The organism is Ruegeria sp. CI8, assembly GCF_056536865.1.
Window position 1 is genome coordinate 390,418 of the sequence record NZ_JBQFQL010000001.1, and the last position, 23,165, is coordinate 413,582.

The 23,165-nt window shown below is 62.1% G+C and carries 21 protein-coding genes; 14 read left to right on the forward strand and 7 right to left on the reverse strand.

Features of this window, described 5'->3' with window-relative positions; translation table 11 throughout:
- Nucleotides 1-89 precede the first annotated feature (89 nt).
- Together ACR0DA_RS01930 and ACR0DA_RS01935 are read left to right on the forward strand one after the other, a co-directional pair.
- Nucleotides 90-1,868 carry an SLC13 family permease gene (locus ACR0DA_RS01930; protein WP_170365626.1) on the forward strand — a complete coding sequence of 593 codons (1,779 nt, stop codon included), beginning with the start codon at nt 90-92 and terminating at the stop codon, nt 1,866-1,868.
- A 99-nt stretch (nt 1,869-1,967) separates the two neighbouring features.
- Nucleotides 1,968-2,705: a YbaY family lipoprotein gene (locus ACR0DA_RS01935; RefSeq protein WP_170441810.1), complete on the forward strand. Its 738-nt coding sequence runs from the start codon at nt 1,968-1,970 to the stop codon at nt 2,703-2,705.
- A 13-nt stretch (nt 2,706-2,718) separates the two neighbouring features.
- On the opposite strand, the gene ACR0DA_RS01940 is transcribed toward ACR0DA_RS01935, so the two are convergent.
- The 4 genes from ACR0DA_RS01940 to ACR0DA_RS01955 form a co-directional block, all read right to left on the reverse strand.
- On the reverse strand, nt 2,719-4,380 hold the full coding sequence (locus tag ACR0DA_RS01940; protein ID WP_480752772.1) for an FAD-binding dehydrogenase: 1,662 nt from the start codon (nt 4,378-4,380) through the stop codon (nt 2,719-2,721).
- Nucleotides 4,381-4,391: 11 nt separating this feature from the next.
- On the reverse strand, nt 4,392-5,249 hold the full coding sequence (locus ACR0DA_RS01945; protein ID WP_480752773.1) for a bile acid:sodium symporter family protein: 858 nt from the start codon (nt 5,247-5,249) through the stop codon (nt 4,392-4,394).
- Between the two features lie 72 nt (nt 5,250-5,321).
- Nucleotides 5,322-6,056 carry a glutamine amidotransferase gene (locus ACR0DA_RS01950; RefSeq protein ID WP_480752775.1) on the reverse strand — a complete coding sequence of 245 codons (735 nt, stop codon included), beginning with the start codon at nt 6,054-6,056 and terminating at the stop codon, nt 5,322-5,324.
- A gap of 40 nt (nt 6,057-6,096) precedes the next feature.
- A complete protein-coding gene (locus ACR0DA_RS01955; RefSeq protein WP_170365637.1) occupies nt 6,097-7,869 on the reverse strand; it encodes an SLC13 family permease in 1,773 nt (590 codons plus the stop codon).
- 110 nt (nt 7,870-7,979) lie between these two features.
- Here ACR0DA_RS01955 and ACR0DA_RS01960 point away from each other — a divergent pair, with 110 nt between their 5' ends.
- Nucleotides 7,980-8,720 (forward strand): YebC/PmpR family DNA-binding transcriptional regulator, encoded by a 741-nt coding sequence (locus ACR0DA_RS01960; RefSeq protein ID WP_170369493.1) that lies wholly within the window; start codon nt 7,980-7,982, stop codon nt 8,718-8,720.
- Nucleotides 8,721-8,897: 177 nt separating this feature from the next.
- A complete protein-coding gene (locus tag ACR0DA_RS01965; RefSeq protein ID WP_170369491.1) occupies nt 8,898-10,163 on the forward strand; it encodes a permease in 1,266 nt (421 codons plus the stop codon).
- 21 nt (nt 10,164-10,184) lie between these two features.
- On the opposite strand, the gene ACR0DA_RS01970 is transcribed toward ACR0DA_RS01965, so the two are convergent.
- Entirely contained in the window at nt 10,185-11,069 is an 885-nt protein-coding gene (locus ACR0DA_RS01970) for a LysR family transcriptional regulator ArgP (protein ID WP_480752777.1), read from the reverse strand.
- An 84-nt stretch (nt 11,070-11,153) separates the two neighbouring features.
- Between ACR0DA_RS01970 and ACR0DA_RS01975 the strand changes: the two genes are divergently transcribed.
- The 6 genes from ACR0DA_RS01975 to ACR0DA_RS02000 all read left to right on the forward strand — a co-directional run bounded on the left by ACR0DA_RS01975 (nt 11,154) and on the right by ACR0DA_RS02000 (nt 16,985).
- On the forward strand, nt 11,154-11,753 hold the full coding sequence (locus ACR0DA_RS01975; protein WP_093964771.1) for a LysE/ArgO family amino acid transporter: 600 nt from the start codon (nt 11,154-11,156) through the stop codon (nt 11,751-11,753).
- Between the two features lie 40 nt (nt 11,754-11,793).
- Entirely contained in the window at nt 11,794-12,702 is a 909-nt protein-coding gene (locus ACR0DA_RS01980; protein ID WP_170357230.1) for a DMT family transporter, read from the forward strand.
- Nucleotides 12,703-12,795: 93 nt separating this feature from the next.
- Nucleotides 12,796-13,368 carry a choline-binding transcriptional repressor BetI gene (betI, locus tag ACR0DA_RS01985; RefSeq protein ID WP_170420352.1) on the forward strand — a complete coding sequence of 191 codons (573 nt, stop codon included), beginning with the start codon at nt 12,796-12,798 and terminating at the stop codon, nt 13,366-13,368.
- Nucleotides 13,365-14,873, forward strand: a complete 1,509-nt coding sequence (gene betC / locus ACR0DA_RS01990) for a choline-sulfatase (RefSeq protein WP_170436657.1) — start codon at nt 13,365-13,367, stop codon at nt 14,871-14,873. Before betI ends, betC begins: the two co-directional genes overlap by 4 nt.
- Nucleotides 14,874-14,959: 86 nt before the next feature.
- Nucleotides 14,960-16,618 carry a choline dehydrogenase gene (betA, locus tag ACR0DA_RS01995; protein ID WP_480752778.1) on the forward strand — a complete coding sequence of 553 codons (1,659 nt, stop codon included), beginning with the start codon at nt 14,960-14,962 and terminating at the stop codon, nt 16,616-16,618.
- Nucleotides 16,619-16,745: 127 nt separating this feature from the next.
- Nucleotides 16,746-16,985, forward strand: coding sequence for an HP1242/YdcH family protein (locus tag ACR0DA_RS02000; protein WP_093964776.1), 240 nt, complete (start codon nt 16,746-16,748; stop codon nt 16,983-16,985).
- A 46-nt stretch (nt 16,986-17,031) separates the two neighbouring features.
- Here ACR0DA_RS02000 and ACR0DA_RS02005 read toward each other — a convergent pair whose 3' ends face one another.
- Both ACR0DA_RS02005 and ACR0DA_RS02010 read right to left on the reverse strand, forming a co-directional pair.
- Complete coding sequence (locus ACR0DA_RS02005) at nt 17,032-18,432, reverse strand: helix-turn-helix domain-containing protein (protein WP_170598580.1); 1,401 nt, start codon at nt 18,430-18,432, stop codon at nt 17,032-17,034.
- 65 nt (nt 18,433-18,497) lie between these two features.
- Nucleotides 18,498-19,703, reverse strand: coding sequence for a multidrug effflux MFS transporter (locus ACR0DA_RS02010; RefSeq protein ID WP_170369477.1), 1,206 nt, complete (start codon nt 19,701-19,703; stop codon nt 18,498-18,500).
- 172 nt (nt 19,704-19,875) lie between these two features.
- Here ACR0DA_RS02010 and ACR0DA_RS02015 point away from each other — a divergent pair, with 172 nt between their 5' ends.
- The 4 genes from ACR0DA_RS02015 (at nt 19,876) to ACR0DA_RS02030 (ending at nt 23,134) form a co-directional block, all read left to right on the forward strand.
- Nucleotides 19,876-21,408, forward strand: a complete 1,533-nt coding sequence (locus tag ACR0DA_RS02015; protein ID WP_170340194.1) for an acyl-CoA carboxylase subunit beta — start codon at nt 19,876-19,878, stop codon at nt 21,406-21,408.
- Nucleotides 21,409-21,478: 70 nt separating this feature from the next.
- A complete protein-coding gene (locus ACR0DA_RS02020; protein ID WP_170527868.1) occupies nt 21,479-21,964 on the forward strand; it encodes a DUF6497 family protein in 486 nt (161 codons plus the stop codon).
- A 127-nt stretch (nt 21,965-22,091) separates the two neighbouring features.
- Entirely contained in the window at nt 22,092-22,445 is a 354-nt protein-coding gene (locus ACR0DA_RS02025; protein ID WP_170340793.1) for a hypothetical protein, read from the forward strand.
- A 485-nt stretch (nt 22,446-22,930) separates the two neighbouring features.
- Nucleotides 22,931-23,134, forward strand: coding sequence for a hypothetical protein (locus ACR0DA_RS02030; protein WP_093964781.1), 204 nt, complete (start codon nt 22,931-22,933; stop codon nt 23,132-23,134).
- Nucleotides 23,135-23,165 lie beyond the last annotated feature (31 nt).

Here is a 23,165-nt window from a genome sequence, read left to right on the forward strand (position 1 = left end):
CGCACGTCAGGCTTGCTCTGCGGCCTGCAATACGTGAAACTGATCCACAGGCGCTTGGGCCGGGACAGGTTTCGGACAGAACACCACGAATGCAACTCCTTCAATTGTCAGATATGGGCAGCGCGATACTTGCGCTGGCGGTTGTTGCGGGCATGTTCATCATGTTCATGCGCGAGGTCTATCCGACCGAGGTCGTTGCCATAGGCGGCGTTTCGGTGATGCTGGTCACCGGCGTGCTTCCCTACCAAAGCGCACTGGCGGTTCTGTCGAACCCGGCGCCCTGGACCATCGCGGCGATGTTCATCATCATGGGCGCCCTCGTCCGGACCGGTGCCCTGCACGCCTTTACAGCGACGGCGCAGAAACAGGCGCAGGTCAACCCGCGCATTGCCATCGGTTTGCTGATGGCATTTGTCGTCTTGGCCTCAGCGGTCGTGTCGAACACGCCCGTCGTCGTCGTCATGATCCCAGTGTTCATACAGATTGCCCGCACCTTGAATATTTCGGCGTCGAAGCTGCTGATCCCGCTCAGCTACGCTGCGATTCTCGGTGGGACGCTGACCCTGATCGGAACCTCGACGAACCTGTTGGTCGATGGTGTGGCCCGGGCACAGGGCCTGCCGGCCTTCACGATTTTCGAGGTCACGCCGTTGGGCATCATTCTTGTCATCTACGGCATGATTTACCTGCGCTTCATCGCGCCGCGCCTTCTTCCCGAGCGTGACAGCATGGCAACCATGCTCAGCGATCGGTCGAAGATGAAATTCTTCACCGAAGCAGTCATTCCGCCCGACAGCAACCTGATTGGCCGTGAAGTGACCGGCGTGCAGCTGTTCAAACGTCCGGGTGTGCGGCTCATCGACGTGATCCGCGGCGACGAGTCACTGCGGCGGAACCTGAAAGGGGTCGAACTGAAGGTCGGTGACCGCGTGGTGTTGCGCACGGAAATGACCGAGCTGCTGAGCCTGCAAAGCAACAAGGAACTCAAGCGCGTTGATCAAGTTTCGGCGGTCGAAACACGTACGGTTGAGGTTCTGATCACCCCCGGTTGTCGCATGGTCGGGCGCACATTGGGTGCGTTGCGGCTGCGTCGTCGCTATGGGGTTTACGTTTTGGCCGTGCACCGACGAAATCAGAATATCGGGGGGCAACTTGACGATCTGGTCGTCCGGGTTGGTGATACGCTGCTGCTTGAAGGCTCGCCGGCCGATATCAGCAAACTGGCTGCCGACATGGACATGGTCGACGTCACCCAGCCATCGGCCCGCGCCTTCCGGCGCGGTCATGCTCCGATCGCGATTGCTGCGCTGATTGGGATCGTGGTGTTGGCGGCGCTCGGCGTGGCGCCGATTTTCCTGCTGTCGATTCTGGCGGTTGCGGTTGTGCTGCTGACGCGATGCATCGACGCGGACGAGGCGTTTTCCTTTGTCGAAGGCCGTCTGCTAGCGCTGATCTTTGCCATGCTGGCGATCGGGGCTGCGCTGGACAGCTCGGGTGCGGTCACCCTGATCGCCAACGCGATTGCACCGTCCTTTGCCAACCTGCCGCCGTTCCTCATCGTCTGGGCGATCTATCTGCTGACCTCTGTGCTGACGGAACTGGTCTCGAACAACGCGGTGGCGGTTGTCGTGACGCCGATCGCCATCGGTCTGGCGCAGGCTGTGGGGGTGGATCCGCGGCCGCTGGTGGTTGCGGTGATGGTCGCGGCTTCGGCCTCGTTTGCAACGCCGATCGGGTATCAGACCAACATGATGGTCTACGGCCCCGGCGGGTACCGGTTCACGGACTTCATGAAGGTCGGGATTCCGCTGAACCTGACGGTTGGATTGCTGGCTTCGCTGATCATCCCCTTCCTCTGGCCGCTTTGATCTCCGGCACGAATTTGCCGCTTGGAACTGAAAAACCTTGTAAATCGCGCTGATGTCCCGATCTTTTGTGCTGGAAACTGGTGACAAAGGGATCGGACAATGCAAACCGCAAAAAGCCTGCTGGCAGGAACCGCGTTGTGGGCAGCCGTGTGGGGCGCCGCCCAGGCGGGGACCGTCGAGGGAACAGCCACATATCGCGAACGTATCGCGGTTCCGCCCGGGGCAACCCTGTTCGTCGAACTGCAGGACGTTTCACTGGCTGACGCGCCAGCCGTCACGCTGGCTGCGCAGCGCTATGCTTTGACGGGCGTGCCTGCCCAGTTCGAGCTGACTTATGACGACGCGTTGGTTCAGGATCGGCACCGCTATGTGGTGCGAGCCTCGGTGCATCAGGACGGCAAGCTGCTGTTCACCACCGATACCGCTTACCCGGTTCTGACCAACGACGCCGGAAACTCGGTCGATCTGGTCATGGTCAAGGTGCAGGAACGGGGTGCGGCGATGCTTGAGAACACGCAATGGACCGCAACCGAGGTGAACGGCGTTGCGCTGGACACCGAGAAACGCCCGCAGATTACCTTTGCCGAGGGCGGAGCCTTTGGGGGAACAGGCGGTTGCAACCGGTTCAGCGGACAGGCCGAGATATCGGGCAAGTCGATGTCCTTCCCCGACAACATGGCCGCCACCCTGATGGCCTGCCCGCCGCCGCTGGACGAGGTTGAGCGGGAATTCCTTGCTGCTCTGCCAAAGGTCGCAAGCTTTGTTCAGCGCGGGGACACTCTGGTTCTGCTCGATGCGGCAGGTGACCCGGTTTTGCAGTTCCGCCGCGACCAATAGCGCGCAAGGGCCGTCAGGCGACGGCCCTCGACCGCCCGGCATTGCGGCCCGAGAAGATGCATCCGCCCAGGAACGTGCCCTCGAGCGCGTTGTAGCCGTGATAGCCCCCGCCGCCGAAACCCGCGACTTCGCCGGCCGCGAACAGGCCGGGCACCATGTGGCCGTCCGCCCCGATCATCTGACTGTCCAGATTGGTCTGCAAACCACCCAGCGTCTTGCGGGTCAGCACATGCAGCTTGACCGCGATCAGCGGCCCGTTTTTCGGATCAAGGAATTTGTGCGGTTTGGCGGTGCGGATCAGCTTGTCACCGCGATAGTTCCGCGCCGCCAGGATCGCCATCATCTGCGCATCTTTCGAGAACGGATTGTCCACCTGTGAATCGCGGGCTTCGATCTGGGCGCGCAGATGCGCCTCGTCGATCAGGCCGCCGCCCAGATGGTTCATCCCGTTCACCAGTTCTGTCAGCGTGTTGGCGACAACGAAATCCTTGCCCTTTTCCTTGAACGCTTCGACCGGCCCGGTTGCCTTCGACCCCGACAGGGCCCGCTGACGGATCACTTCCTTCCAGCTGCCCGACGTGAAATCGGGGTTCTGTTCAGACCCGGACAGGGCGAATTCCTTCTTGATGACTTTCTGGGTCAGGACGAACCAACTGTATTCATAGCCGGTTTTCAGGATCTCGCGCAGGGTGCCCAGCGTGTCGAACCCGGGCAGGCAGGGGGGCTGCAGCCGGTTGCCGCGCGCATCGAACCACATGGAGCTGGGGCCGGGCAGGATGCGGATACCATGCGCGGGCCAGATCGGGTCCCAGTTGCGCACGCCTTCGGTGTAGTGCCACATGCGGTCGCCGTTGATGACGTGCCCGCCGGCCTTTTCACTGATCGCGATCATCCGACCGTCCACATGGAAGGGCACACCCGCCACCATGTCCTTGGGCGGTTCGCCCAAGCGGTCGCGGGGCCAACTCTGGCGCACCATCTCGAAATTGCCACCGATCCCGCCCGAAGTGACGATGACCGATGGGGCATAGACCTCGAACTCGCCCACTTCGTCGCGGTTGGTCTTGCCGCCGCGCTGGGCCGCGTCATCGGCCAGAACCTCGCCCGAGACGCCCTTGGCCTCGCCGTTCTGCATGATGATGTGACTGACCTGATGGCGGAACTTCAACTGGATCAGGCCGGCGCTGACATGCTCGCGGACCCGGCGGATGAAATGCTCCAGCACGCCCGGGCCGGTGCCCCAGGTGATATGGAACCGCGGGACCGAGTTGCCGTGACCGTCGGCATAGGACCCGCCGCGTTCCGCCCAGCCGACCACGGGAAACCAGCGCAGACCCATCTGGTGCAGCCAGGGGCGCATCTCGCCGGCTGCGAATTCGACATAGGCCTCGGCCCATTTGCGGGGCCAGGCGTCCTCGTCCCGGTCGAACTGGGCGCTGCCCATCCAGTCGCGCAGGGCCAGGTCGCGGCTGTCGCGGATACCCATACGGCGCTGCTCGGGCGTGTCGACCATGAACAGGCCGCCAAGGCTCCAGAATGCCTGACCGCCCAGGAAATGCTCGGGTTCCTGGTCCAGCACGATCACCTTCTTGCCGCGGTCACCCAGTTCGGCTGCCGCGGCCAGCCCGGCCAGCCCGCCGCCCACGACGATCGCATCAGCAGTGTTTTCGGTCATGCTCTGTCCTTTCAGCGGTTGCGGTACCAGGCGATGAAGGGGATCGCGACGGCGTACATGGTGATCCCGTAGACGGCCGAGGGCAGGGCCAGCGGGCTGAAGCCGCTTTCGGTTCCGGTGATCAGGGCCGCCAGCGTGATGCCCAGGGTCGAGTTCTGGATGCCGGTTTCGATGGAGATGGTCTTGGCCTCATTCCACGACAGTTTCGCCGCCCGCGCCAGCCCCAACCCGATCAGCAGCAGCGCGAGGTTCAGCGAGATCAGCCCGGCGCCCATGATGCCCAGATTGTCGACGAACAGCTGCCAGTTTCCAGCCAGCGCGGCGATCACGATCAACACGAACAGGATGGTGGCCAGTTTCGAAAGGAGGCCGTCGATCCGGTTGGCAAAACCGGTTGCAAAATGGCGCAACCCAACGCCGATGGCGACGGGCAGTGTAGTGATCAGGAACATCGCCAGCGCCAGACCGCTGATCGACACTTCGGGTGCGTCCTCGCCCATGAAGTGGTCGATCGACCAGGCCGCCAGAACCGGCACCGTGACGATCGACAGCAGGCTGATCACCGCCGTCAGGCTGACCGACAGCGCCACATCGGCCTTCGCCAGTTTCGACAGGATGTTGCTGGTGACGCCGCCCGGGCAAAAGCTGAGCAGCATGAACCCGACCGCAATTGCCGGCGGCAGGGCAAACATTTTGACCGTGGCAAAGGCCGCGACCGGCAGCAGAACGACCTGGCAGACCGCGCCGATCGCAAACGGATAACGCCGACTGATCACGCGCCGGAAATCCGCCGCCTCAAGCCCGATGCCCAAAGACAGCATGATGATGGCCAGCGAAACCGGCAGGCCCACGTTTATCAGAAGATCCAAAACAACCCCTCCCAAAGTCGTTTCGGTCCAACCTAAGCGCGCGGTCCCCGGTCAGGCAACCGCGCCGTTGGGTCACCCGTAGCGCTGGGCGAAACGGCGCAGGATTTCGCCGGGCTGCGTGACCTCGGCCGCGTGGCAGCGTTCGATCAGCGGCTGGGCGTCCTCGGGACGGAAATAGCCGTGGTTCTTGTAGATGTGGATGCGCTGTTCAAAATCCTTGGCGTCGGCTTCGGGGTGGAACTGCGTTGCATAGACATTCTGGCCCCAGCGGATCATCTGGAACGGGCAGGGGTCTGACGCGACCAGATGCACGCAGCCCTCGGGCAGGGTCTGCACCGCCTCTTTGTGGCCGACGAAGGCATCGAAGTGGTTCTCGAGACCGGCGGTCAGCGGGTCGCGGGCGCCATCCTCGGTCAGGTGGCAGCGCGACGGGCCGACCGGCTCGCCATAGCGGTCCTTGCTGACCGGCGCGCCCAGATGCGCGGCCAGGATGCCCAAGCCATAGCAGCAGCCCATGAAGGGATGATCGCGCTCCGTGATCTGGGGCATCAGCCCCATGATCGCGCCCTCGATCCGTGTATCCATTTGCGATTTGCTGGCCGGGTCGTCGCTGACGCAGCCCGGCCCGCCGCCTACGATCACGCCGGCATAGTCGGTCACGTCAAGACCTTCGGGCAGGGCCTCGCAATCCAGACGGATGCGGTGGGTGCGCTCGGGCGTCAGCCCGGACCGGTTCAGGATCGAGGCATATTCGGCGTCCGAGGCATCGGTCTCGGGGCGCAGCTGCAGGATCAGAAAGCGTTTCATGCGCTGCCCTTAGCGCGCGGTCCGCCGGTCACGCAAGCCCTCACAGCGGCCAGAACACGAGGATCGCCGGCACCGAAACCGCCACGATCAGGATTTCCAGGGGCAGACCCATGCGCCAATAATCGCCAAAACGATAGCCGCCGGGCCCCAGCACCAGCGTATTGTTCTTGTGCCCGATCGGGGTAAGGAACGCCGCCGAGGCGGCCACCGCCACCGTCATCAGGAACGGATCGGGCGACACCTCGAGCGTGCGCGCCATCTGGATGCCCACCGGCGCGGCCACGATGGCGGTTGCGGTGTTGTTCAGCACGTCCGACAGCGTCATGGTCACGACCATCAGAACCGTCAGTATGGCCCAGGCCGGCAGGCCGTCGGTCAGTTGGACCAGCGCATTCGCGATCAGTTCCGTCCCGCCCGAGCTTTCCAGCGCGCTGCCCAGCGGGATCATCGAGCCCAGCAGGACCACGACCGGCCATTCGATCTGATTGTAGATCTCGGTGATCGGGATGATCTTGGTCAGCACATAGGCGATCACCACAAGCCCCAGCGCGATCGGCAGGTAGATCAGGCCGATGCTGGCGGCCAGAACGGCGGCGGCGAACAAGCCGATGGCCAGCCACGCCTTGTCATTTGCGGTCACGTTAAGGCCGCGTTGGGCCAGCGGCAGGCAGCCCAGCCACTCGGTCACGTCCGCGCCCCGGTCGCGCGGGCACAGCAACAGCAGGATGTCGCCCGGCTGTACCTCGGTCTTGCGGACCTGTTGGGTGATGCGCCGGCCCTGGCGGGAAATGCCCATCAGGATCGTGTTCTGCCGCCAGGCCAGCCCCAGCCCCTGTGCCGTTCGGCCATTGATGCGGGCGCTTTCGGGTACGACGACTTCGATCACCTCCAACCCGTCGCCGGCCGCGGTCAGCAGCTCTTGCCGGCGGGCATCCGAGAAATCCAGGTTCAGCGCGGCACGGAACTCGTCCAGCGCCTCGGGGCTGGCTTCCAGCACCAGCGCGTCGCCTTCCTGAAGGATCGCGTTTGCTGCGCGGCCATAGCGGCGCTTGCCGTCCCGGATCAGGCCGATGATGGCGACGTCGGATTTCTCGGCGACCTCGTCCAGCTCGGCGACGCGCTTGCCGATATGGGGAGACTCAGCCGGGATTGTCAGTTCAGCGATATATTCCGCCAGCGTTTCCGAACTCTCGGTCTGTTCGCCGCGGTTGGGGATCAGTCGCCAGCCGATCAGGGCGACGAAGGCCAGACCTGCGATGGCCGCCAGCCCGCCAACCGGGGCGAAATCGAACATGTGGAACGGCTCGCCCAGGGTTTCCTGTCGGATCGACGCGATGATGATGTTGGGCGGTGTGCCGATCAACGTGGCCATGCCGCCCAGAATGGTGGCAAAGCTCAGCGGCATCAGCGTCAGCCCAACTGAACGCCCCGCCTTGCGCGCGGTCTGAATGTCGACAGGCATCAGCAGCGCAAGCGCCGCCACGTTGTTCATGAAGGCGGACAGAACCGCTCCGATCCCGCCCATCAGGGCGATATGCGCACCCAGACCCCGCGAGGCATCGACCAGCGTGCGGGTGATCAGGAACACCGCACCCGACCGCACCAACCCGGCCGAGACCACAAGCACCAGCGCCACGATGATCGTGGCCGGATGGCCGAACCCTGCAAAGGCTTTGTCAACCGGAACAACGCCCAGGATCACGCCGACCATCAAGGCGGCAAACGCCACAAGGTCATAGCGGAACCGCCCCCAAAGCAGCAGACCGAATACCGTAATAAAGAGTGCAAAGAGAATGATCTGATCTGTCGTCATTGGGCCACCATAAACGCGCTGACTGCACGAGCAAGCGGGTGTCTTGATCCTTTGCCCCGCAAAAGTCTATATGTGCGCCGAATACGCAATCACGATTACGAGGACGCAACATGGCAGGCCACTCAAAATGGGCCAACATCCAGCACCGCAAGGGGCGCCAGGACGCCGCGCGGTCCAAGCTGTTTTCCAAGCTGTCGAAAGAGATCACCGTGGCCGCCAAGATGGGCGACCCCGATCCCGACAAGAACCCGCGCTTGCGTCTGGCGGTCAAAGAGGCCAAGTCGAACTCGGTGCCGAAGGACGTGATCGAACGCGCGATCAAGAAATCCCAGGCGGGCGACGGTGAGGATTACGAAGAAATCCGGTACGAAGGCTACGGTCCCAACGGTGTGGCCGTGATCGTCGAGGCGATGACCGACAACCGCAACCGCACTGCGTCGAACGTGCGTTCGACCTTTTCCAAGAATGGCGGAAACCTGGGCGAGACCGGCTCGGTCGGGTTCATGTTCGACCGGAAGGGCGAAGTGATTTATCCCGCATCGGCGGGCGATGCCGACACGATCTTCGAGGCGGCCATCGAGGCTGGGGCCGAGGATGTGGAAAGCTCGGAAGACGGTCATATCGTCTGGTGTGCGGATACCGACCTGAACGAAGTGTCCAGTGCGCTCGAGGCGGCTCTGGGTGAATCTGAATCTACCAAGCTGGTGTGGAAACCCACGACCACCACCGAACTGGGCCTTGAGGACATGCAGCGCCTGATGAAGCTGGTCGAGGCGCTGGAAGACGATGACGACGTTCAGCGCGTGACCACCAATTTCGAGGCCACCGACGAGGTGATGGCGCAACTCTAAGCGCTGCACTCGGTTGCATTTGGAGCCCGGCCGAACACGGCCGGGTTTCTTTTTTTGCCTGCGTCGCAGTTGGTCCTTGGCGCATGTGGGTCCTGCGCATACCCTTAGGGTTGAACCGCGCAGAAAGGAACTGGCAGAGACCTTGCGACAAACAGGTCGGGGCCGGCACGACAGGACATGACAGGCAAATCCACGGAATTGGAGCGGCGAAATGTGCCGGTTCTGGCAAGCCAAAGCGTGCTGTCCCAGGTCGCGTGGACGATGGGCAGCCCTTCGATCGTCTTGCCGTTTCTGGCGGTCTCATTGGAGATGCCCATGTTTCTTGCCGGGGCGCTGGTTTCCGTGCGTCAGGCAGGCAACATGATTTCGGACATGTTCTTTGCGGTCCCTGTGTCCGCGAAGCAGCAGAAGAAACGTTCCATTGCCCTGACCGAGGTCGCGATTGGTGCGTGCCTTCTGGCAGCCATCGTGGTTGCGGCGATCGGGGGCTCGCCCATGGTGGCTGCGGCTTTCGTCCTAGCCTTCTTTGCAATCGGCATGATCGAAGAGGTCCAGGCGCTGATGTTCACTGACCTTTGGGGTGATCACCTGCGCTCGAAATCCCGGATCTGGATGAGCTATCTTCAACTGGGGGCAGGGGGGCTTGGGGCCATCGGTCTGACACTGACGCTGCATCATCTGACTTCGGACAACCCGCCATTCTCGCGTCACTCGACCGTGATCGCGGTGTCTGCCGGGTTCTTTGTGCTGTCCGGATTGTCCATTCTTGCCCTTGCGGAACTGTCGCGGTCGCAACCCCAGGCTCAAACCGGTCGTCGAGCGGCAGGGCAGTTCCTGTCGGACGCTCGGGCCATGTTCGAATTCGCCTGGTTCCGGCGGTATCTGACCATGCGGCTGCCGCTGGTCGGGGTTTCTCTGTCGGTGCCGTTCTTTGCATTGATCGCAGCCGAGGCGCATCATGGATCGGCCAAAGGGCTGACGGCGTTGATCATTTCGTCGGCGACCGGCTATCTGGTCGCCGCGCCCCTGTGGCAGCTCGTGAACATGAAATCACACCGGGCGGTCATGGTGGCCGGGTCGTTGATGGTGGGGGTGACGGGCGTCGTTCTGGTTGCGGTTCACTATTTGCATCTTGACCACGACGTTCACCTGCACGCGATCGCCCTGTTCGTGGCGACCGTCGCGACAACCGGCATCGGCAGTGCACGCAAGCTGTATTTCATCGACACCGCGCCCAAGGAACAGCGGGTCAAGGCATCTGCCGCGATCAAGAGCATTTGCAGGCTCGTGGCGATTGTCGGGTCGGCCGGGTTGGCGGCGGTTGCGCATATGAACGAGGTCGCACTGGCCGTCGCATTCCTCACCCTGTGCAGTTTTTGGTCCGCAATCGCATGCTATCGTCTGGTCACGCCGCAGCCGAAGGATGCGGAACGCGCCACCTGAGCCATCGATCACAGCATGGGGTTACGGGTTAGCCAGCACTTGCGCCGCAACATTCCGGACCGCTCGCGTCAACGGTGAAAGCGCCGGTGCAAGGATACGCCCGACCTGCCAGGTCAGAGGCACATCCAACGGGGTGTTGGGCACAAGCTCGCGCAGACGGCCATCCGCGATCGCGCTTTGGACCAGATGCGCGGGGTTCATCCCCCAACCCAATCCTGCGGCAGCAGCGGCTACGAACCCGTGAGACGAGGGCAGAAAGTGGGTCGGCGGAGACAGCCGGCTACCCGTTTGCGCATGTATCCAGGCCTTTTGCAGGGCATCCTTCCTGTTGAAGGTCAGGCAGGGTGCCTGCGACAGGCTCTGAGCATTCACTCCGCCAGAGAACCAACGAGCCATGAACTCGGGGCTTGCCGTCGGCAGGTATCTGAGCGTGCCGAGGGCAATGGAATCGCATCCCGGGACGGTTTGCCCGCCCACCGAGATGGCGGCGCTGACATCCCCGCGCCGCAGCCATTCAGCCGAGTGATCCTGATCGTCGATCACAAGGTCAAACAGCATATCATCAACGGCTGCCATCGCGTCTATGAACCACGTGGACAGAACATCCGCGGGAACCGCGATCCTGACTCGGGTGGGGCCTGTGCCCTGTTCCAGCGAAAGCTCGCGATTGAGTTGCGCTTCAAGCAGGCCGATGTCTTCGGCATGGCGGGCAAGCCGCAAGCCAGCCGGGGTTCCGGTGCAGGGTGTGCCGCGGTGAATCAACGATACGCCGACCCGATCCTCCAGCGCCTTGATCCGTTGCGAAATCGCAGATGGCGTTACCGCCAGTTCAGCGGCGGCGGCGTCAAAGCTGCCATGCCGCAGAATAGCGGCCAACGCGGCCAGGTGATGTGGGTCCAAGTGCATTAGAATAACTAATTATGGCTCATTATCTTTAATTTGATACATGCGTATCTGTCGCGTAGTCAACAGACCTGAACAGGAGGGTCCATGTCTACATCCGTCATCGCCGGCTTTGCGCTTGGCTTCAGTTTGATCCTGGCAATCGGCGCACAGAACGCGTTTGTCCTCAGGCAGGGGCTCCGGCGCGAGCATGTTTTTGTGTTGTGCCTGACATGCGCCGTGTCGGACGCCATTCTGATCGCCGCAGGTGTCGCGGGTTTCGGCAGCCTGGCAACTGCGGCGCCGTGGTTCGAGCCGATGATGCGATACGGCGGCGCGCTGTTCTTGACGTGGTACGGACTGCGCAGTCTGGCGTCAGCCTGGCGCGGCGGCGCCGCGCTTGAGGTCGGAGAGGCGAAGCGTACAAGTCTGCGCGCGGCCTTGCTGACCGTTCTGGCTTTCACCTGGCTCAATCCGCATGTCTATCTGGACACGGTGGTGCTGATCGGTTCGATTTCGGCGCAGTATGAAGACCGGATGGGTTTCGCCATCGGTGCCATGTCCGCCAGTTTCGTTTTCTTCTTCTCTCTGGGATACGGGTCCAGGGTGCTGTCTCCCATTTTCGCCCGGCCCAGGGCATGGCAGGTGCTGGATGTGCTGATCGGTATCGTCATGTTGGCGATCGCCTGGAAGCTGGTCGCAATGTAGAGGCTTGTTCGTCGCCGGGTTTCCGTGTTCAACCGGACCCATGACAACGATCGCCACCCAATCCCGCCCGCTTGCCGGAATGTTCTGGATGTTCAGCGCTGGGCTGTCCTTTGTGGCGATGACAGCCTTGGTCAAATCTCTGGGTACCTCGATGGATCCGATTGAGGCTGCGTTCTTGCGGTATGCTTTGGGGCTGGTCTTTCTGCTGCCAGCCATGCGGGCGATCCTGACCACGCATCTGACCCGCCGGCATATCGCCTTGTTCGGATTGCGTGGGGCCATACACGCCGTCGGGGTCATGTTGTGGTTCTTTGCGATGACCCGTATCCCGCTGGCGGAAGTGACTGCGATGAACTACCTGACGCCAGTCTATGTGACCTTGGGCGCCGCGCTTTTTCTGGGCGAGACGATGGCCTTTCGCCGTATCGCGGCCGTGCTTGTCGCCATCGTGGGCGCTGTGATCATTCTACGGCCCGGGTTCCGCGAGATTTCCGCCGGGCATCTGGCGATGCTGGGCACCTCGCTGATGTTGGGGGGGTCGTACCTGCTGGCCAAAGCGATGGTGCAGGACGTGCGGCCTTCGGTCGTTGTAGCGCATCTGTCGATCTGGACGACGTTGTTTCTTATCCCTTTTGCGATCGCCGTCTGGACTCCGCCCAGCCTGCGCGACATCGGCGTGCTGTTCATGATCGCCAGTTTTGCAACGGCGGGGCACTATTTCATGACCTTGGCTTTGCAGGCTGCACCCGTCGCGGTGACTCAGCCGGTCACCTTCCTGCAGCTGATCTGGGCCACGCTTCTGGGTGCGCTCGTGTTTCAAGAGGGCATCGATATCTGGGTCGTGGCCGGGGGGACACTGATCCTCGCAGCGGTCAGTTTCATAACCTGGCGCGAGGCCGTACTGAACCGCAGTGGCTTGACCCCTCCAAGCCTTGCCCCCAAGCTTTAAAAGCCCCGGAGCCCCAAGAGCAACGTTATTGATTGACGAGTCAATAAAAAGCCCTTAGCGTTTGTTCTGTTGAGACTAGGTTTGGGGGCGGTTATGCCAAAACTCGGAATGGAGCCGATCCGGCGCGATGCGATCGTCAGGGCGACGATTGCCGAGTTGGGGTCCAAGAAGTCCCTGGATGTAACCGTCAGCCAGATCGCCAAGCGGGCCGGCATGTCCAGTGCGCTGGCGCACCACTACTTCGGGGGGAAAGACCAGATCTTTCTGGCGGCGATGCGGCGCATCCTTGGCGATTTCGGCGCCGAAGCCCGGGCTGAATTGAAAGCCGCGGCGCCGGACCAGCGCGCCCAAGCCATTATCCGCGCCTGTTTCGCGCCGTCCTGCTTTACGCCCGACGTGATCGCCGCGTGGATGACCTTTTACGTTCTGGCCCAGACCAACGATGACGCGCTGCGCCTGTGGCAGATCTATCAGGCGCGGATCCGGTCGAACCTGATCCACGCGTTGCGCCCGCTGATGAAGGACCCGGTCGAAGCGGCCGAGAACATGATCGCTCTGATCGACGGTCTGTACATCCGCGCCGCTTTGTCCGCGCCCGAGGAACCGCAACTGGCGGTTACCCACGCCATGCGCGTCCTGACGACCTTGCTCGAGGCCGAAAAATGACACGACCCAACATTCTGATCCTGATGGTGGATCAGCTCAACGGAACCCTCTTTCCCGACGGTCCCGCCGAGTGGCTGCACGCGCCCAACCTCAAGAAACTGGCGGCGCGGTCAACGCGGTTTGCCAATGCCTATACGGCCTCGCCGCTGTGCGCGCCGGGGCGGGCCAGCTTCATGTCGGGCCAGTTACCCTCGCGCACGGGCGTCTATGACAACGCGGCCGAGTTCCGCAGCGACATCCCCACCTATGCCCACCACCTGCGCCGCTCGGGTTATTACACCTGCCTGTCGGGCAAGATGCATTTCGTCGGCCCGGACCAGCTGCACGGGTTCGAAGACCGCCTGACCACCGACATCTACCCGGCCGATTTCGGCTGGACCCCGGATTACCGCAAACCGGGCGAGCGCATCGACTGGTGGTACCACAACATGGGCTCGGTTACCGGGGCAGGCGTGGCCGAGATCACCAACCAGATGGAGTATGACGACGAGGTCGCCTATCACGCCAAGGCCAAGCTGTATGATTTGGCCCGTGGCAAGGATGACCGCCCGTGGTGCGTGACCGTCAGCTTCACCCACCCGCATGACCCCTATGTTGCGCGGCGCAAATACTGGGACCTGTACGAGGATTGCGAGCACCTACTGCCCGAGGTCGGCGATCTGGGCTATGAAAACCAAGATCCACATTCCCAGCGCATCTTCGACGCCAATGACTGGCGCAGTTTCGACATCACCGAAGAAGACATCCGCCGCTCGCGCCGGGCCTATTTCGCCAACATCACCTATCTGGACGACAAGATCGGCGAGATCCTCGAAGTGCTGGAGTCCACCCGGCAGGAGGCGATCATCCTCTTCGTCTCGGACCACGGCGACATGCTGGGCGAGCGGGGCCTTTGGTTCAAGATGAACTTCTACGAAGGCTCGGCCCGGGTGCCGCTGATGATCTCGGCGCCGGGCCTGCCGACGGGCCGCATCGACACCCCGGTTTCAACGATAGACGTGACCCCGACGCTGGGTGAACTGGCGGGGGTGGACATGGCGGAGATCGCTCCGTGGACGGATGGCGAAAGCCTGGTGCCGCTGGCCAACGGCACCGAGCGCGCGGCGCCGGTTCTGATGGAATACGCGGCCGAGGCGTCTTATGCCCCGCTGGTGTCGATGCGCTATGGAAAGTGGAAATACAACCGCTGCGCGCTGGACCCCGATCAGCTGTTCGACCTCGAGGCCGACCCGCACGAGTTGGTGAACCTGGCCGGCAAGCCCGAACACGCCGGTACGCTGCAAACCCTGCGCGCCAAGTCCGAGGCGCGCTGGGATCTTGACCGGTTCGACGCCGAGGTACGCGCCAGCCAGGCGCGGCGCTGGGTCGTGTACGAGGCGCTGCGGCAGGGCGGCTATTACCCGTGGGATTATCAGCCGCTGCAGCAAGCGTCCGAGCGCTACATGCGCAACCACATGAACCTGGACAACCTTGAGGAAAGCCAGCGCTTCCCGCGCGGCGAATGACCTCTTTCGAATTTTGAAGATACGCCCACCGGTGGCAACGCACGGGACATCCGGCGCCACCGGTTGGGGCCAATGGAGACACGACCATGGAAGCAGATTTCGTCATCGTCGGCGCCGGATCCGCCGGATGTGCGATGGCCTATCGTCTCAGCGAGGCAGGGGCCTCGGTTTTGGTGATCGAGCACGGCGGCACCGATGCCGGGCCGTTCATCCAGATGCCGGCGGCGCTGAGTTATCCGATGAACATGCCGATCTATGACTGGGGTTATCAGTCCGAGCCCGAACCCCACCTGAACAACCGGCGGCTGGCCTGCCCGCGTGGCAAGGTGATCGGGGGGTCGTCCTCGATCAATGGGATGGTCTATGTGCGCGGCCATGCGCGCGACTTTGACACCTGGGCCGATATGGGCGCGGATGGCTGGTCCTTTGCGGATGTTCTGCCTTATTTCAAACGGATGGAAAGCTGGCACGACGGTGGCCATGGCGGTGACCCGAAATGGCGCGGAACCGACGGCCCGCTGCATGTGTCGCGAGGGCCGCGCAAGAACCCTCTGTTCAAGGCCTTCGTCGAGGCCGGGCGGCAGGCGGGGTACGAGCTGACCGACGACTACAACGGCGAGAAACAGGAAGGCTTCGGCCCGATGGAGCAGACCGTCTGGAAAGGGCGGCGCTGGTCGGCGGCCAATGCCTATCTGAAGCCCGCGCTGAAACGGCCAAACTGTGACATCGTCCGGGGCCTCGCCACGCGCGTCGTGATCGAGGGCGGCCGCGCAACCGGGGTTGAACTGATCCGCGGTGGCCGCACGCAGATCGTGCGCGCCCGGCGCGAGGTGGTGCTGGCGGCCTCGTCGATCAACTCGCCCAAGCTTCTGATGTTGTCGGGGATCGGACCGGCCGCGCATCTGGCCGAGCACGGCATCGACGTGGTCGCCGACCGGCCCGGCGTGGGCGCGAACCTGCAGGATCACCTGGAACTGTATATCCAGCAGGCCTCGCTGCAGCCGATCACGCTGTACAAATACTGGAACCTTTTCGGCAAGGGCCTGATCGGGGCGCAGTGGCTGTTCACCAAGACCGGTCTTGGCGCGTCGAACCAATTTGAAAGCGCGGCGTTCATCCGGTCGAAGCCGGGGGTCGAGTACCCGGATATCCAGTACCACTTCCTGCCCATCGCCGTGCGTTATGACGGCAAGGCCGCAGCCGAGGGGCATGGCTTCCAGGCGCATGTCGGGCCGATGCGTTCACCCTCGCGCGGGGCGGTGACGCTGCGCTCGGCCAAGCCCGAGGACGCGCCGGTGATCCACTTCAACTACATGAGCACCGAGCAGGACTGGGAGGATTTCCGCACCTGCATCCGCCTGACCCGCGAGATTTTCGGCCAGGACGCGTTCAAGCCCTATGCGGGCAAGGAGATTCAGCCCGGTGCGGACGTGCAGACCGACGAAGAACTGAACGCTTTCATCGCCGAACATGCCGAGAGCGCCTATCACCCCTGCGGCACCTGCCGCATGGGGCGGGCGGACGACCCAAACGCGGTCGTCGACCCGCAGGGCTGTGTCATCGGGGTGGATGGGTTGCGTGTGGCGGACAGCTCGGTGTTCCCGCAGATCACCAACGGCAACCTGAACGCGCCGTCGATCATGGTGGGCGAAAAGATGTCGGATCATTTGCTGGGCAAAGACCCGCTGCCCCGGTCCAATGACCGGCCGTGGATCCACCCCAAATGGGCCGAGGCGCAGCGTTGAATGCATTGTCGGTAAGGGGGATGCGACCGCGAGGGAAACATTCCCCTTCCAATTGATCCGAGTCAAAGTCAGCTTTGGTATTAGGGTCTAGCTGTTGTGCGAAACCAAACTCAAGGAGCGAGCAGGAATGTCCCATACCCCGCATGAACTGGCCGAGGAATTCCCGGACAAGGTTGAACTGATGAGCCAGCTCAAGCAGACCGATGCCCATTTCGCCCGGCTTGCAGACGAATACCACGAACTCAACCGTATGGTGCATCGGGCGGAAACCAATGTTGAGCCGATGGAAGACCTGGCCGAGGGCGAACTGCGCAAAAAGCGGGCCGCGCTCAAGGATCAGATCTGGTCGATCCTGAGCAAAGCGTGAGCCAAAAAAGGGCGGGAACTGATCCTGCCCTTTTCCGTTTTTCGGCTCAGGTAACTTCGTAGGGCAGCGTGCCGCGCGTGTGGGCGTCGATCTTCAGTCGGCGCTCCAGCGGTGGGACGGACCGTTGGTGGCAGGTCTGGCGTTCGCAGATGCGGCAGGAAATCCCGATCGGCTCGTAGGCGCTGGTGTTGTTGATATCCAGATTGTCGGCATAGACCAGTGCTTCGGCGTGCCGGACCTCACACCCGAGGGCGATGGCATAACGGCGCACTGGCGCACCGAAGGACCCGCCCGATTTCGACACGTCCCGCGCGATCGAGATATACCGAACCCCGTCGGGTGTTTCCGCCAATTGGAGCAGGAAATGACCAGGCGTTTCAAAGGCCCGGTGCACGTTCCAAAGCGGGCAGGCCCCGCCGAACCGCGCAAATTGCAGCCGGGTGGCCGAATGGCGTTTGGTGATCGTGCCCGCCTGATCGACCCGCACAAAGAAGAACGGGATGCCCTTGGCGCCCGGTCGCTGCAGCGTGGACAAGCGGTGGGCAACCTGCTCGATCGACGCGCCGAACCGGTTGCTCAGCAGTTCAAGATCGTGTCGATCTTCCTGCGCTGCTGACAGAAAGGCGGTGTAGGGCATCAGCGACGCGCCGGCGAAATAGTTTGCGAGGCCGATCTTGGCGATCGAGCGGGCTTCCTCGCTTTGAAACTTGGCAAAGTCCAGCGTGGCCTCGAGCAGCTTGTCCTGGCTGATCAGTGCGACCTGCAGCAGCAGTTGAAAGACCTGGGTCTGCGGCGTAGCGCGCGAGGACAGGCGCAAAGTTTTTGTAGCGTTGTCATAGCTGCGCAGGGCCGGAATGTCTTCGAACATCACCTGAACCCCGCGTTCCTTCAGGCTGTCCAGTGCTGCCTGCCGAATGCCTCCCGGTCCTTCGGCGCGGGCGGCGAACCGTTCAGCGGCCCGATCGACCGCGTCGATGTAGTTGTCGCAGTAGTGAAAGAAATCGCGCACCTCTTCCCACGGGCTGGCCTGAATGCGCGCGTCCTCGCGTCCGAGGGCCTCGTCCAGCGAGGCGAGCCTCTCGTGGGTCTGACGGTAGGCTTTGTGCAGCTCGATGAAGGACCGCGCCAATGCGGGGGCATTGGACGCCGTTAGCCGCAGGTCCGCCAGAGGGGGGATGGCATCCGCGAAGACAGGATCGGCCAGCGCCTCGCGCATGTCCGAGACCAGACGCTCGCTGTCGCCGGTGCTCAGCTCGGTTACATCCATGCCGAATTCCTGCGCCAGCGCCAGAACAACCGTGGTCGAGATCGGCCGGTTGTTGTTTTCCATCTGGTTCAGATAGGGCAGGGAAACACCCAGCTTGGCGGCAAATTCCTTTTGCGTCAGCGTCAGACGCGTCCGCATTTCGCGCAGCTTTGCACCTGCGTAGAGTTTCTGAGTGGCCATCGGGTTTTCTTTGCAGTTATTCCGCCTGCGCAGGCTAACTTTGCAAAGTCCCGGGTGCAAGATGGCTAGATGCCGAGTTGACGTTCCCGCCAGATCACGCTGCTGATCGCGACGATGGCCAGAACCGATGTGGCCAACATCAACCACAACAGCGGCATGGCGCCGGTTTCATTGGTCAGCATCGCACCGGCCAGGGCGCTGAGAGCTGCGCCGCCGCCCAGCATGATCGCGCCGCTTAGCCCGGATGCGGTCGCAGCCAGATGTGGCCGCACGGACAGCGATCCGGCGGTTGCATTCGGGATCGACATGCCGTTGCCCAGGCCGACGAATGTCATGAACCCGAAAAAGCTGAGCGCCGAGCCCCAGCCCGCCAGAAACAGAACCGCCGACAACGCGACGCCGATTGCGTTCAGCCAGCAGCCCCAGCGCACCATCCGGTTCACGCCATAGCGTACCGAGTACCGGCCGCTGATGAAGTTCCCGAAGAAGTAACCGACGGCAGGGGCGCCGAAATAGATTCCGACTTCGGCGGCGGTCAGGCCAAAGATCTCGGTGCCGATGAAAGGCGCGCCGCCCAGATAGGCGAAGAACGCGCCAGACGACAACGCGGATGACAGCGAATACCCCCAGAACCGCGGAGAGGTCAGCAGTTCGGGATACTCCCGAAACTGTTGGATCAGGGTTTTGCCGCTCTTGGCCGAGGTTTCTCCGAAGTCATGATAGGTCAGCGCCAGCGCGAAGGCGGCCAGTCCGAAAGGCAGCCAGAAATTGGCCTTCCAGCCAAAGCTTTCCTCCAGAATACCCCCGATGGCGGGTCCGATCATCGGCACGACGGCCATGCCCATAGTGACGTAACCGATCATGGATGCGGCTTGATCCTGATCATACATGTCGCGCACCGCTGCACGGCTGAGGACGATCCCCACGACGATAACTGCCTGCCCCATGCGGAAGGCAAGAAATGTCTCGACGTTTGGGGCGTAGATGCACCCCAGCGTTGCCAGCAGAAACAGCACCAGCCCCCACAGCAGCACCGGCCGCCGCCCGGCCTTGTCGGCGATCGGACCGATCAGGATCTGCAGAACGGCGTTGATCAGCAGATACAACGCAATCGACAGCTGCATGACCTTGTAGTCGGCCTCAAAATACACCGCCATGAAAGGCAGGCTGGGAAGGAACAGGTTCATGCTGAGCGCCGACAATCCCGACAGCAGGACAAGCGTTAGCAGCTTGGGCGGAGAGCGGTGCGTAGACGTGGAGCTGAACTGCATGGTTCACTCATAGTTCCGGTATTCGGGAAAGGCCATGCCGATGCACAAACATTAACTGATTTGCAATTCCCAGAAATGTAATTGCCAAAACTTTGCAAATTTGCCGAAAAGGCCTTTGGGTGATGCGGAGCAATCTATATTGTCGCCACAAATTTGACAGGGGAAAATCGTGATGAAGGACATCCTTGCCGAGCTTGAAAACCGCCGTGAGGACGCGCGCCTGGGTGGCGGGCAAAAACGGATCGATGCGCAGCATGCGCGGGGCAAGCTGACGGCGCGCGAGCGGATCGAGCTGCTGGTCGATGAGGGCAGCTTTGAAGAGTTCGACATGTTCGTGACCCATCGCTGCACCGATTTCGGCATGGAAAAACAGAAACCTGCGGGCGACGGTGTCGTGACCGGCTGGGGTACGATCAACGGCCGCATGGTCTATGTGTTCAGCCAGGACTTTACGGTGTTTGGTGGTTCTCTGTCGGAAACGCATGCGCAGAAGATCTGCAAGATCATGGATATGGCCATGCAGAACGGCGCGCCTGTAATCGGCATCAACGACTCAGGTGGTGCGCGAATCCAGGAAGGCGTCGCCTCGCTGGCGGGCTATGCCGAGGTGTTCCAGCGCAACATCATGGCCTCGGGTGTGGTGCCGCAGATCTCGGTGATCATGGGCCCCTGTGCCGGTGGGGCTGTCTACAGCCCGGCGATGACCGACTTCATTTTCATGGTCAAAGACACGTCGTATATGTTCGTGACCGGCCCCGACGTGGTGAAGACCGTCACCAACGAGGTCGTCACCGCCGAGGAACTGGGCGGGGCGTCGACCCATACCAAGAAGTCCAGTGTGGCTGATGGCGCTTTCGAAAACGATGTCGAGGCGCTGGCCGAGGTGCGGCGACTGGTGGACTTCCTGCCGCTCAACAACCGGGAAAAGCCGCCCGTGCGCCCGTTCTTTGACGAGCCGGGGCGGATCGAGACTTCTCTGGACACGCTGGTCCCGGAAAACCCCAACACCCCCTACGACATGAAGGAACTGATCACCAAGGTAGCCGATGAGGGTGATTTCTACGAAATCCAAGAGGATTTCGCGAAGAACATCATCACTGGCTTCATTCGGCTTGAAGGGCAGACCGTCGGCGTGGTGGCAAACCAGCCGATGGTTCTGGCGGGATGTCTGGACATTGACAGCAGCCGCAAGGCCGCACGGTTTGTACGGTTCTGCGACTGTTTTGAGATTCCGATCCTGACCCTGGTGGACGTTCCCGGCTTTTTGCCCGGCACCAGCCAGGAATATGGCGGTGTCATCAAACATGGCGCCAAACTGTTGTTTGCCTATGGCGAAGCGACTGTGCCCAAGGTGACCGTGATCACCCGCAAGGCTTACGGCGGCGCCTATGACGTCATGGCGTCAAAGCACCTGCGCGGTGATTTCAACTATGCCTGGCCAACCGCCGAAATCGCGGTGATGGGCGCGAAAGGCGCAACCGAAATCATCCACCGCGCCGATCTGGGAGACCCGGACAAGATCGCGAAGCACACTCAGGACTATGAGGATCGGTTCGCCAACCCGTTTGTCGCCGCCGAACGCGGCTTCATCGACGAGGTGATCATGCCGCACTCGACGCGCCGCCGTGTGTCGCGGGCCTTTGCCAGCCTGCGCAACAAGCAGCTGAAGAACCCTTGGAAGAAACACGACAACATTCCGCTGTAATCCGCCGGGGCGCTTTGCCCCGGTTCGATCCACGAATGTTCCCGATTGACCGCTGACACAAAACCGTTTCATGATCCCAGCCACCAGATACGGAACAGCGCAGGAGATGATCCTGGCGCCTGCGACCCCGGAAGGAGGAGCCTGCCTGTGGCGGGTCCGGGGTCGCGCTCTTGTTCTGGCTTTCATGTGTTTTGGATCGCCCGGTATCGCGCAGGACGGGAACCTGTTGCCGGTTCCATCCGGCCAGCCGGTGACACTTGAGGACGTTCTGGTCGATACCAACCCGGGTGAACTCTGGCTGCGGTTTCGATTTGTCGCGCCCAAGATCGGCGATGAGGTGGGCGGTATCGGCTATGACGTGGCCGCGACCGACATGGAGCATCTGTGTCAGACACTGGCCATTCCTTATGTCGCGCACCATCAACTCAGCCCGGCGCGGGTCGTGATCTCGCTGTCCGACCGCCCGGTGGAATTCGGCAACTCGTCTCCGGACGCTACGCAGTATTTTGAAGCCTACCGGTTGGAGCAATCCGCATGTATCTGGGAGGGACTCTGAACATGATTTCCCGATCTCATGTCGTCGGAGCATTCCGAGAAACTGATGCGGCTTTGGAGATACGCATGACACATTCATCCCTGCGCGGGTGCCCGTCGCGGACCGGTTTTTTGAACGAGGTGCCAGCATGTTGAAGCACCGTGGTTTCCCGGGACGGCTGCCGGGAACCGATTTCCAGTTCACGATCCGCCGGGCAAACCCCAAGGGCGTGACGCCATTGACCCGTCGTGAACGCTATCGGGACCGAAAAGCCGCGGACAAGCGTGCCGATACGGCATTCCTCGAAGCATTGTGGGAGCATTTCGGTGATCAGCCGTTTGAACGCGGAAATCTGGACGCTGGCCGCCTCAGCTGGCTGTTTGGGCGCGAGGTCGTGCCTGCCGAGGATCCGTTCGATCCGGCCAGCTATGATGCGTTGCTGAAGATCGACTTTGAGACCGCGCGGCAATCCTTCCCCGATATCTTCGGTGGGGAGGCGTAGTTCAGCATGAGCCTTCAGCCAAATATTATGGGTTCATCTGCTTGGCGCACGATCCGGCGGCGACCGGGTATGCGGTCCAGTCGGCGCCCAGTGATGGCTGAAGTCTGTGCCGGAACCCGTTGCAAACCGGGCTCTTTCGGCACGAACCTGCGCGCCGTTTCCGGGAATGGGCAATTTCCAGCCGGAATTTCCGGCGTTGCAATTGATCCGTTGGCGGCCGCATTTTTGCTGTGCAAGGTGAACGGGCCGTGCGGCTCGACTTTGCCTGCGCCGCACATGCACCTACTATTCCGTACCCCTTCCTTCCGCGGGCAGGACCGTGTTTCCAACACAGACCTGCCCGCGCTTTTCTTTGGCCGTACTGCGGACCCAAGGCGGCAAAAACCTGCGCAAAGCCCTGTTTCACCCCGTTTGATATTGAATAACAAAGCCCGTTTCAGGCATTTGCTGTTCAATTCGACAAGAAACCAAAAGGGGCAGTATACATGCGAATTTCACGAGTTTTCCTTGCGCTCGCAACCTGTGGCGGGTTGGCAGCCTGCGGTGATTCAACCGGGGAACAGGCGCTGCTTGGCGGCGGTGTCGGGGCTGTCGGAGCTGCGGTTCTCAGCGCGGATCCGATCCTTGGCGCTGCGGTCGGTGCAGCCGGCAACGTGCTGTATTGCAAGACGCAAAACAACTGTAACTGATACCGGTTTTCCGGGGCGCGCGCCGTCCCGG

Coding starts and splice junctions, on each gene's coding strand:
- ACR0DA_RS01940 (WP_480752772.1), bottom strand. CDS start 4,380: ATGACCGAAAACACTGCTGATGCGATCGTCGTGGGCGGCGGGCTGGCC.
- ACR0DA_RS02005 (WP_170598580.1), bottom strand. CDS start 18,432: ATGGCCACTCAGAAACTCTACGCAGGTGCAAAGCTGCGCGAAATGCGG.
- ACR0DA_RS02010 (WP_170369477.1), bottom strand. CDS start 19,703: ATGCAGTTCAGCTCCACGTCTACGCACCGCTCTCCGCCCAAGCTGCTA.
- ACR0DA_RS01970 (WP_480752777.1), bottom strand. CDS start 11,069: ATGCACTTGGACCCACATCACCTGGCCGCGTTGGCCGCTATTCTGCGG.
- betC (WP_170436657.1), top strand. CDS start 13,365: ATGACACGACCCAACATTCTGATCCTGATGGTGGATCAGCTCAACGGA.
- ACR0DA_RS01950 (WP_480752775.1), bottom strand. CDS start 6,056: ATGAAACGCTTTCTGATCCTGCAGCTGCGCCCCGAGACCGATGCCTCG.
- betA (WP_480752778.1), top strand. CDS start 14,960: ATGGAAGCAGATTTCGTCATCGTCGGCGCCGGATCCGCCGGATGTGCG.
- ACR0DA_RS01975 (WP_093964771.1), top strand. CDS start 11,154: ATGTCTACATCCGTCATCGCCGGCTTTGCGCTTGGCTTCAGTTTGATC.
- ACR0DA_RS01930 (WP_170365626.1), top strand. CDS start 90: ATGCAACTCCTTCAATTGTCAGATATGGGCAGCGCGATACTTGCGCTG.
- ACR0DA_RS01955 (WP_170365637.1), bottom strand. CDS start 7,869: ATGACGACAGATCAGATCATTCTCTTTGCACTCTTTATTACGGTATTC.
- ACR0DA_RS02020 (WP_170527868.1), top strand. CDS start 21,479: ATGATCCCAGCCACCAGATACGGAACAGCGCAGGAGATGATCCTGGCG.
- ACR0DA_RS01935 (WP_170441810.1), top strand. CDS start 1,968: ATGCAAACCGCAAAAAGCCTGCTGGCAGGAACCGCGTTGTGGGCAGCC.
- ACR0DA_RS01965 (WP_170369491.1), top strand. CDS start 8,898: ATGACAGGCAAATCCACGGAATTGGAGCGGCGAAATGTGCCGGTTCTG.
- ACR0DA_RS02000 (WP_093964776.1), top strand. CDS start 16,746: ATGTCCCATACCCCGCATGAACTGGCCGAGGAATTCCCGGACAAGGTT.
- ACR0DA_RS02030 (WP_093964781.1), top strand. CDS start 22,931: ATGCGAATTTCACGAGTTTTCCTTGCGCTCGCAACCTGTGGCGGGTTG.
- ACR0DA_RS02025 (WP_170340793.1), top strand. CDS start 22,092: ATGTTGAAGCACCGTGGTTTCCCGGGACGGCTGCCGGGAACCGATTTC.
- ACR0DA_RS01980 (WP_170357230.1), top strand. CDS start 11,794: ATGACAACGATCGCCACCCAATCCCGCCCGCTTGCCGGAATGTTCTGG.
- ACR0DA_RS01960 (WP_170369493.1), top strand. CDS start 7,980: ATGGCAGGCCACTCAAAATGGGCCAACATCCAGCACCGCAAGGGGCGC.
- betI (WP_170420352.1), top strand. CDS start 12,796: ATGCCAAAACTCGGAATGGAGCCGATCCGGCGCGATGCGATCGTCAGG.
- ACR0DA_RS02015 (WP_170340194.1), top strand. CDS start 19,876: ATGAAGGACATCCTTGCCGAGCTTGAAAACCGCCGTGAGGACGCGCGC.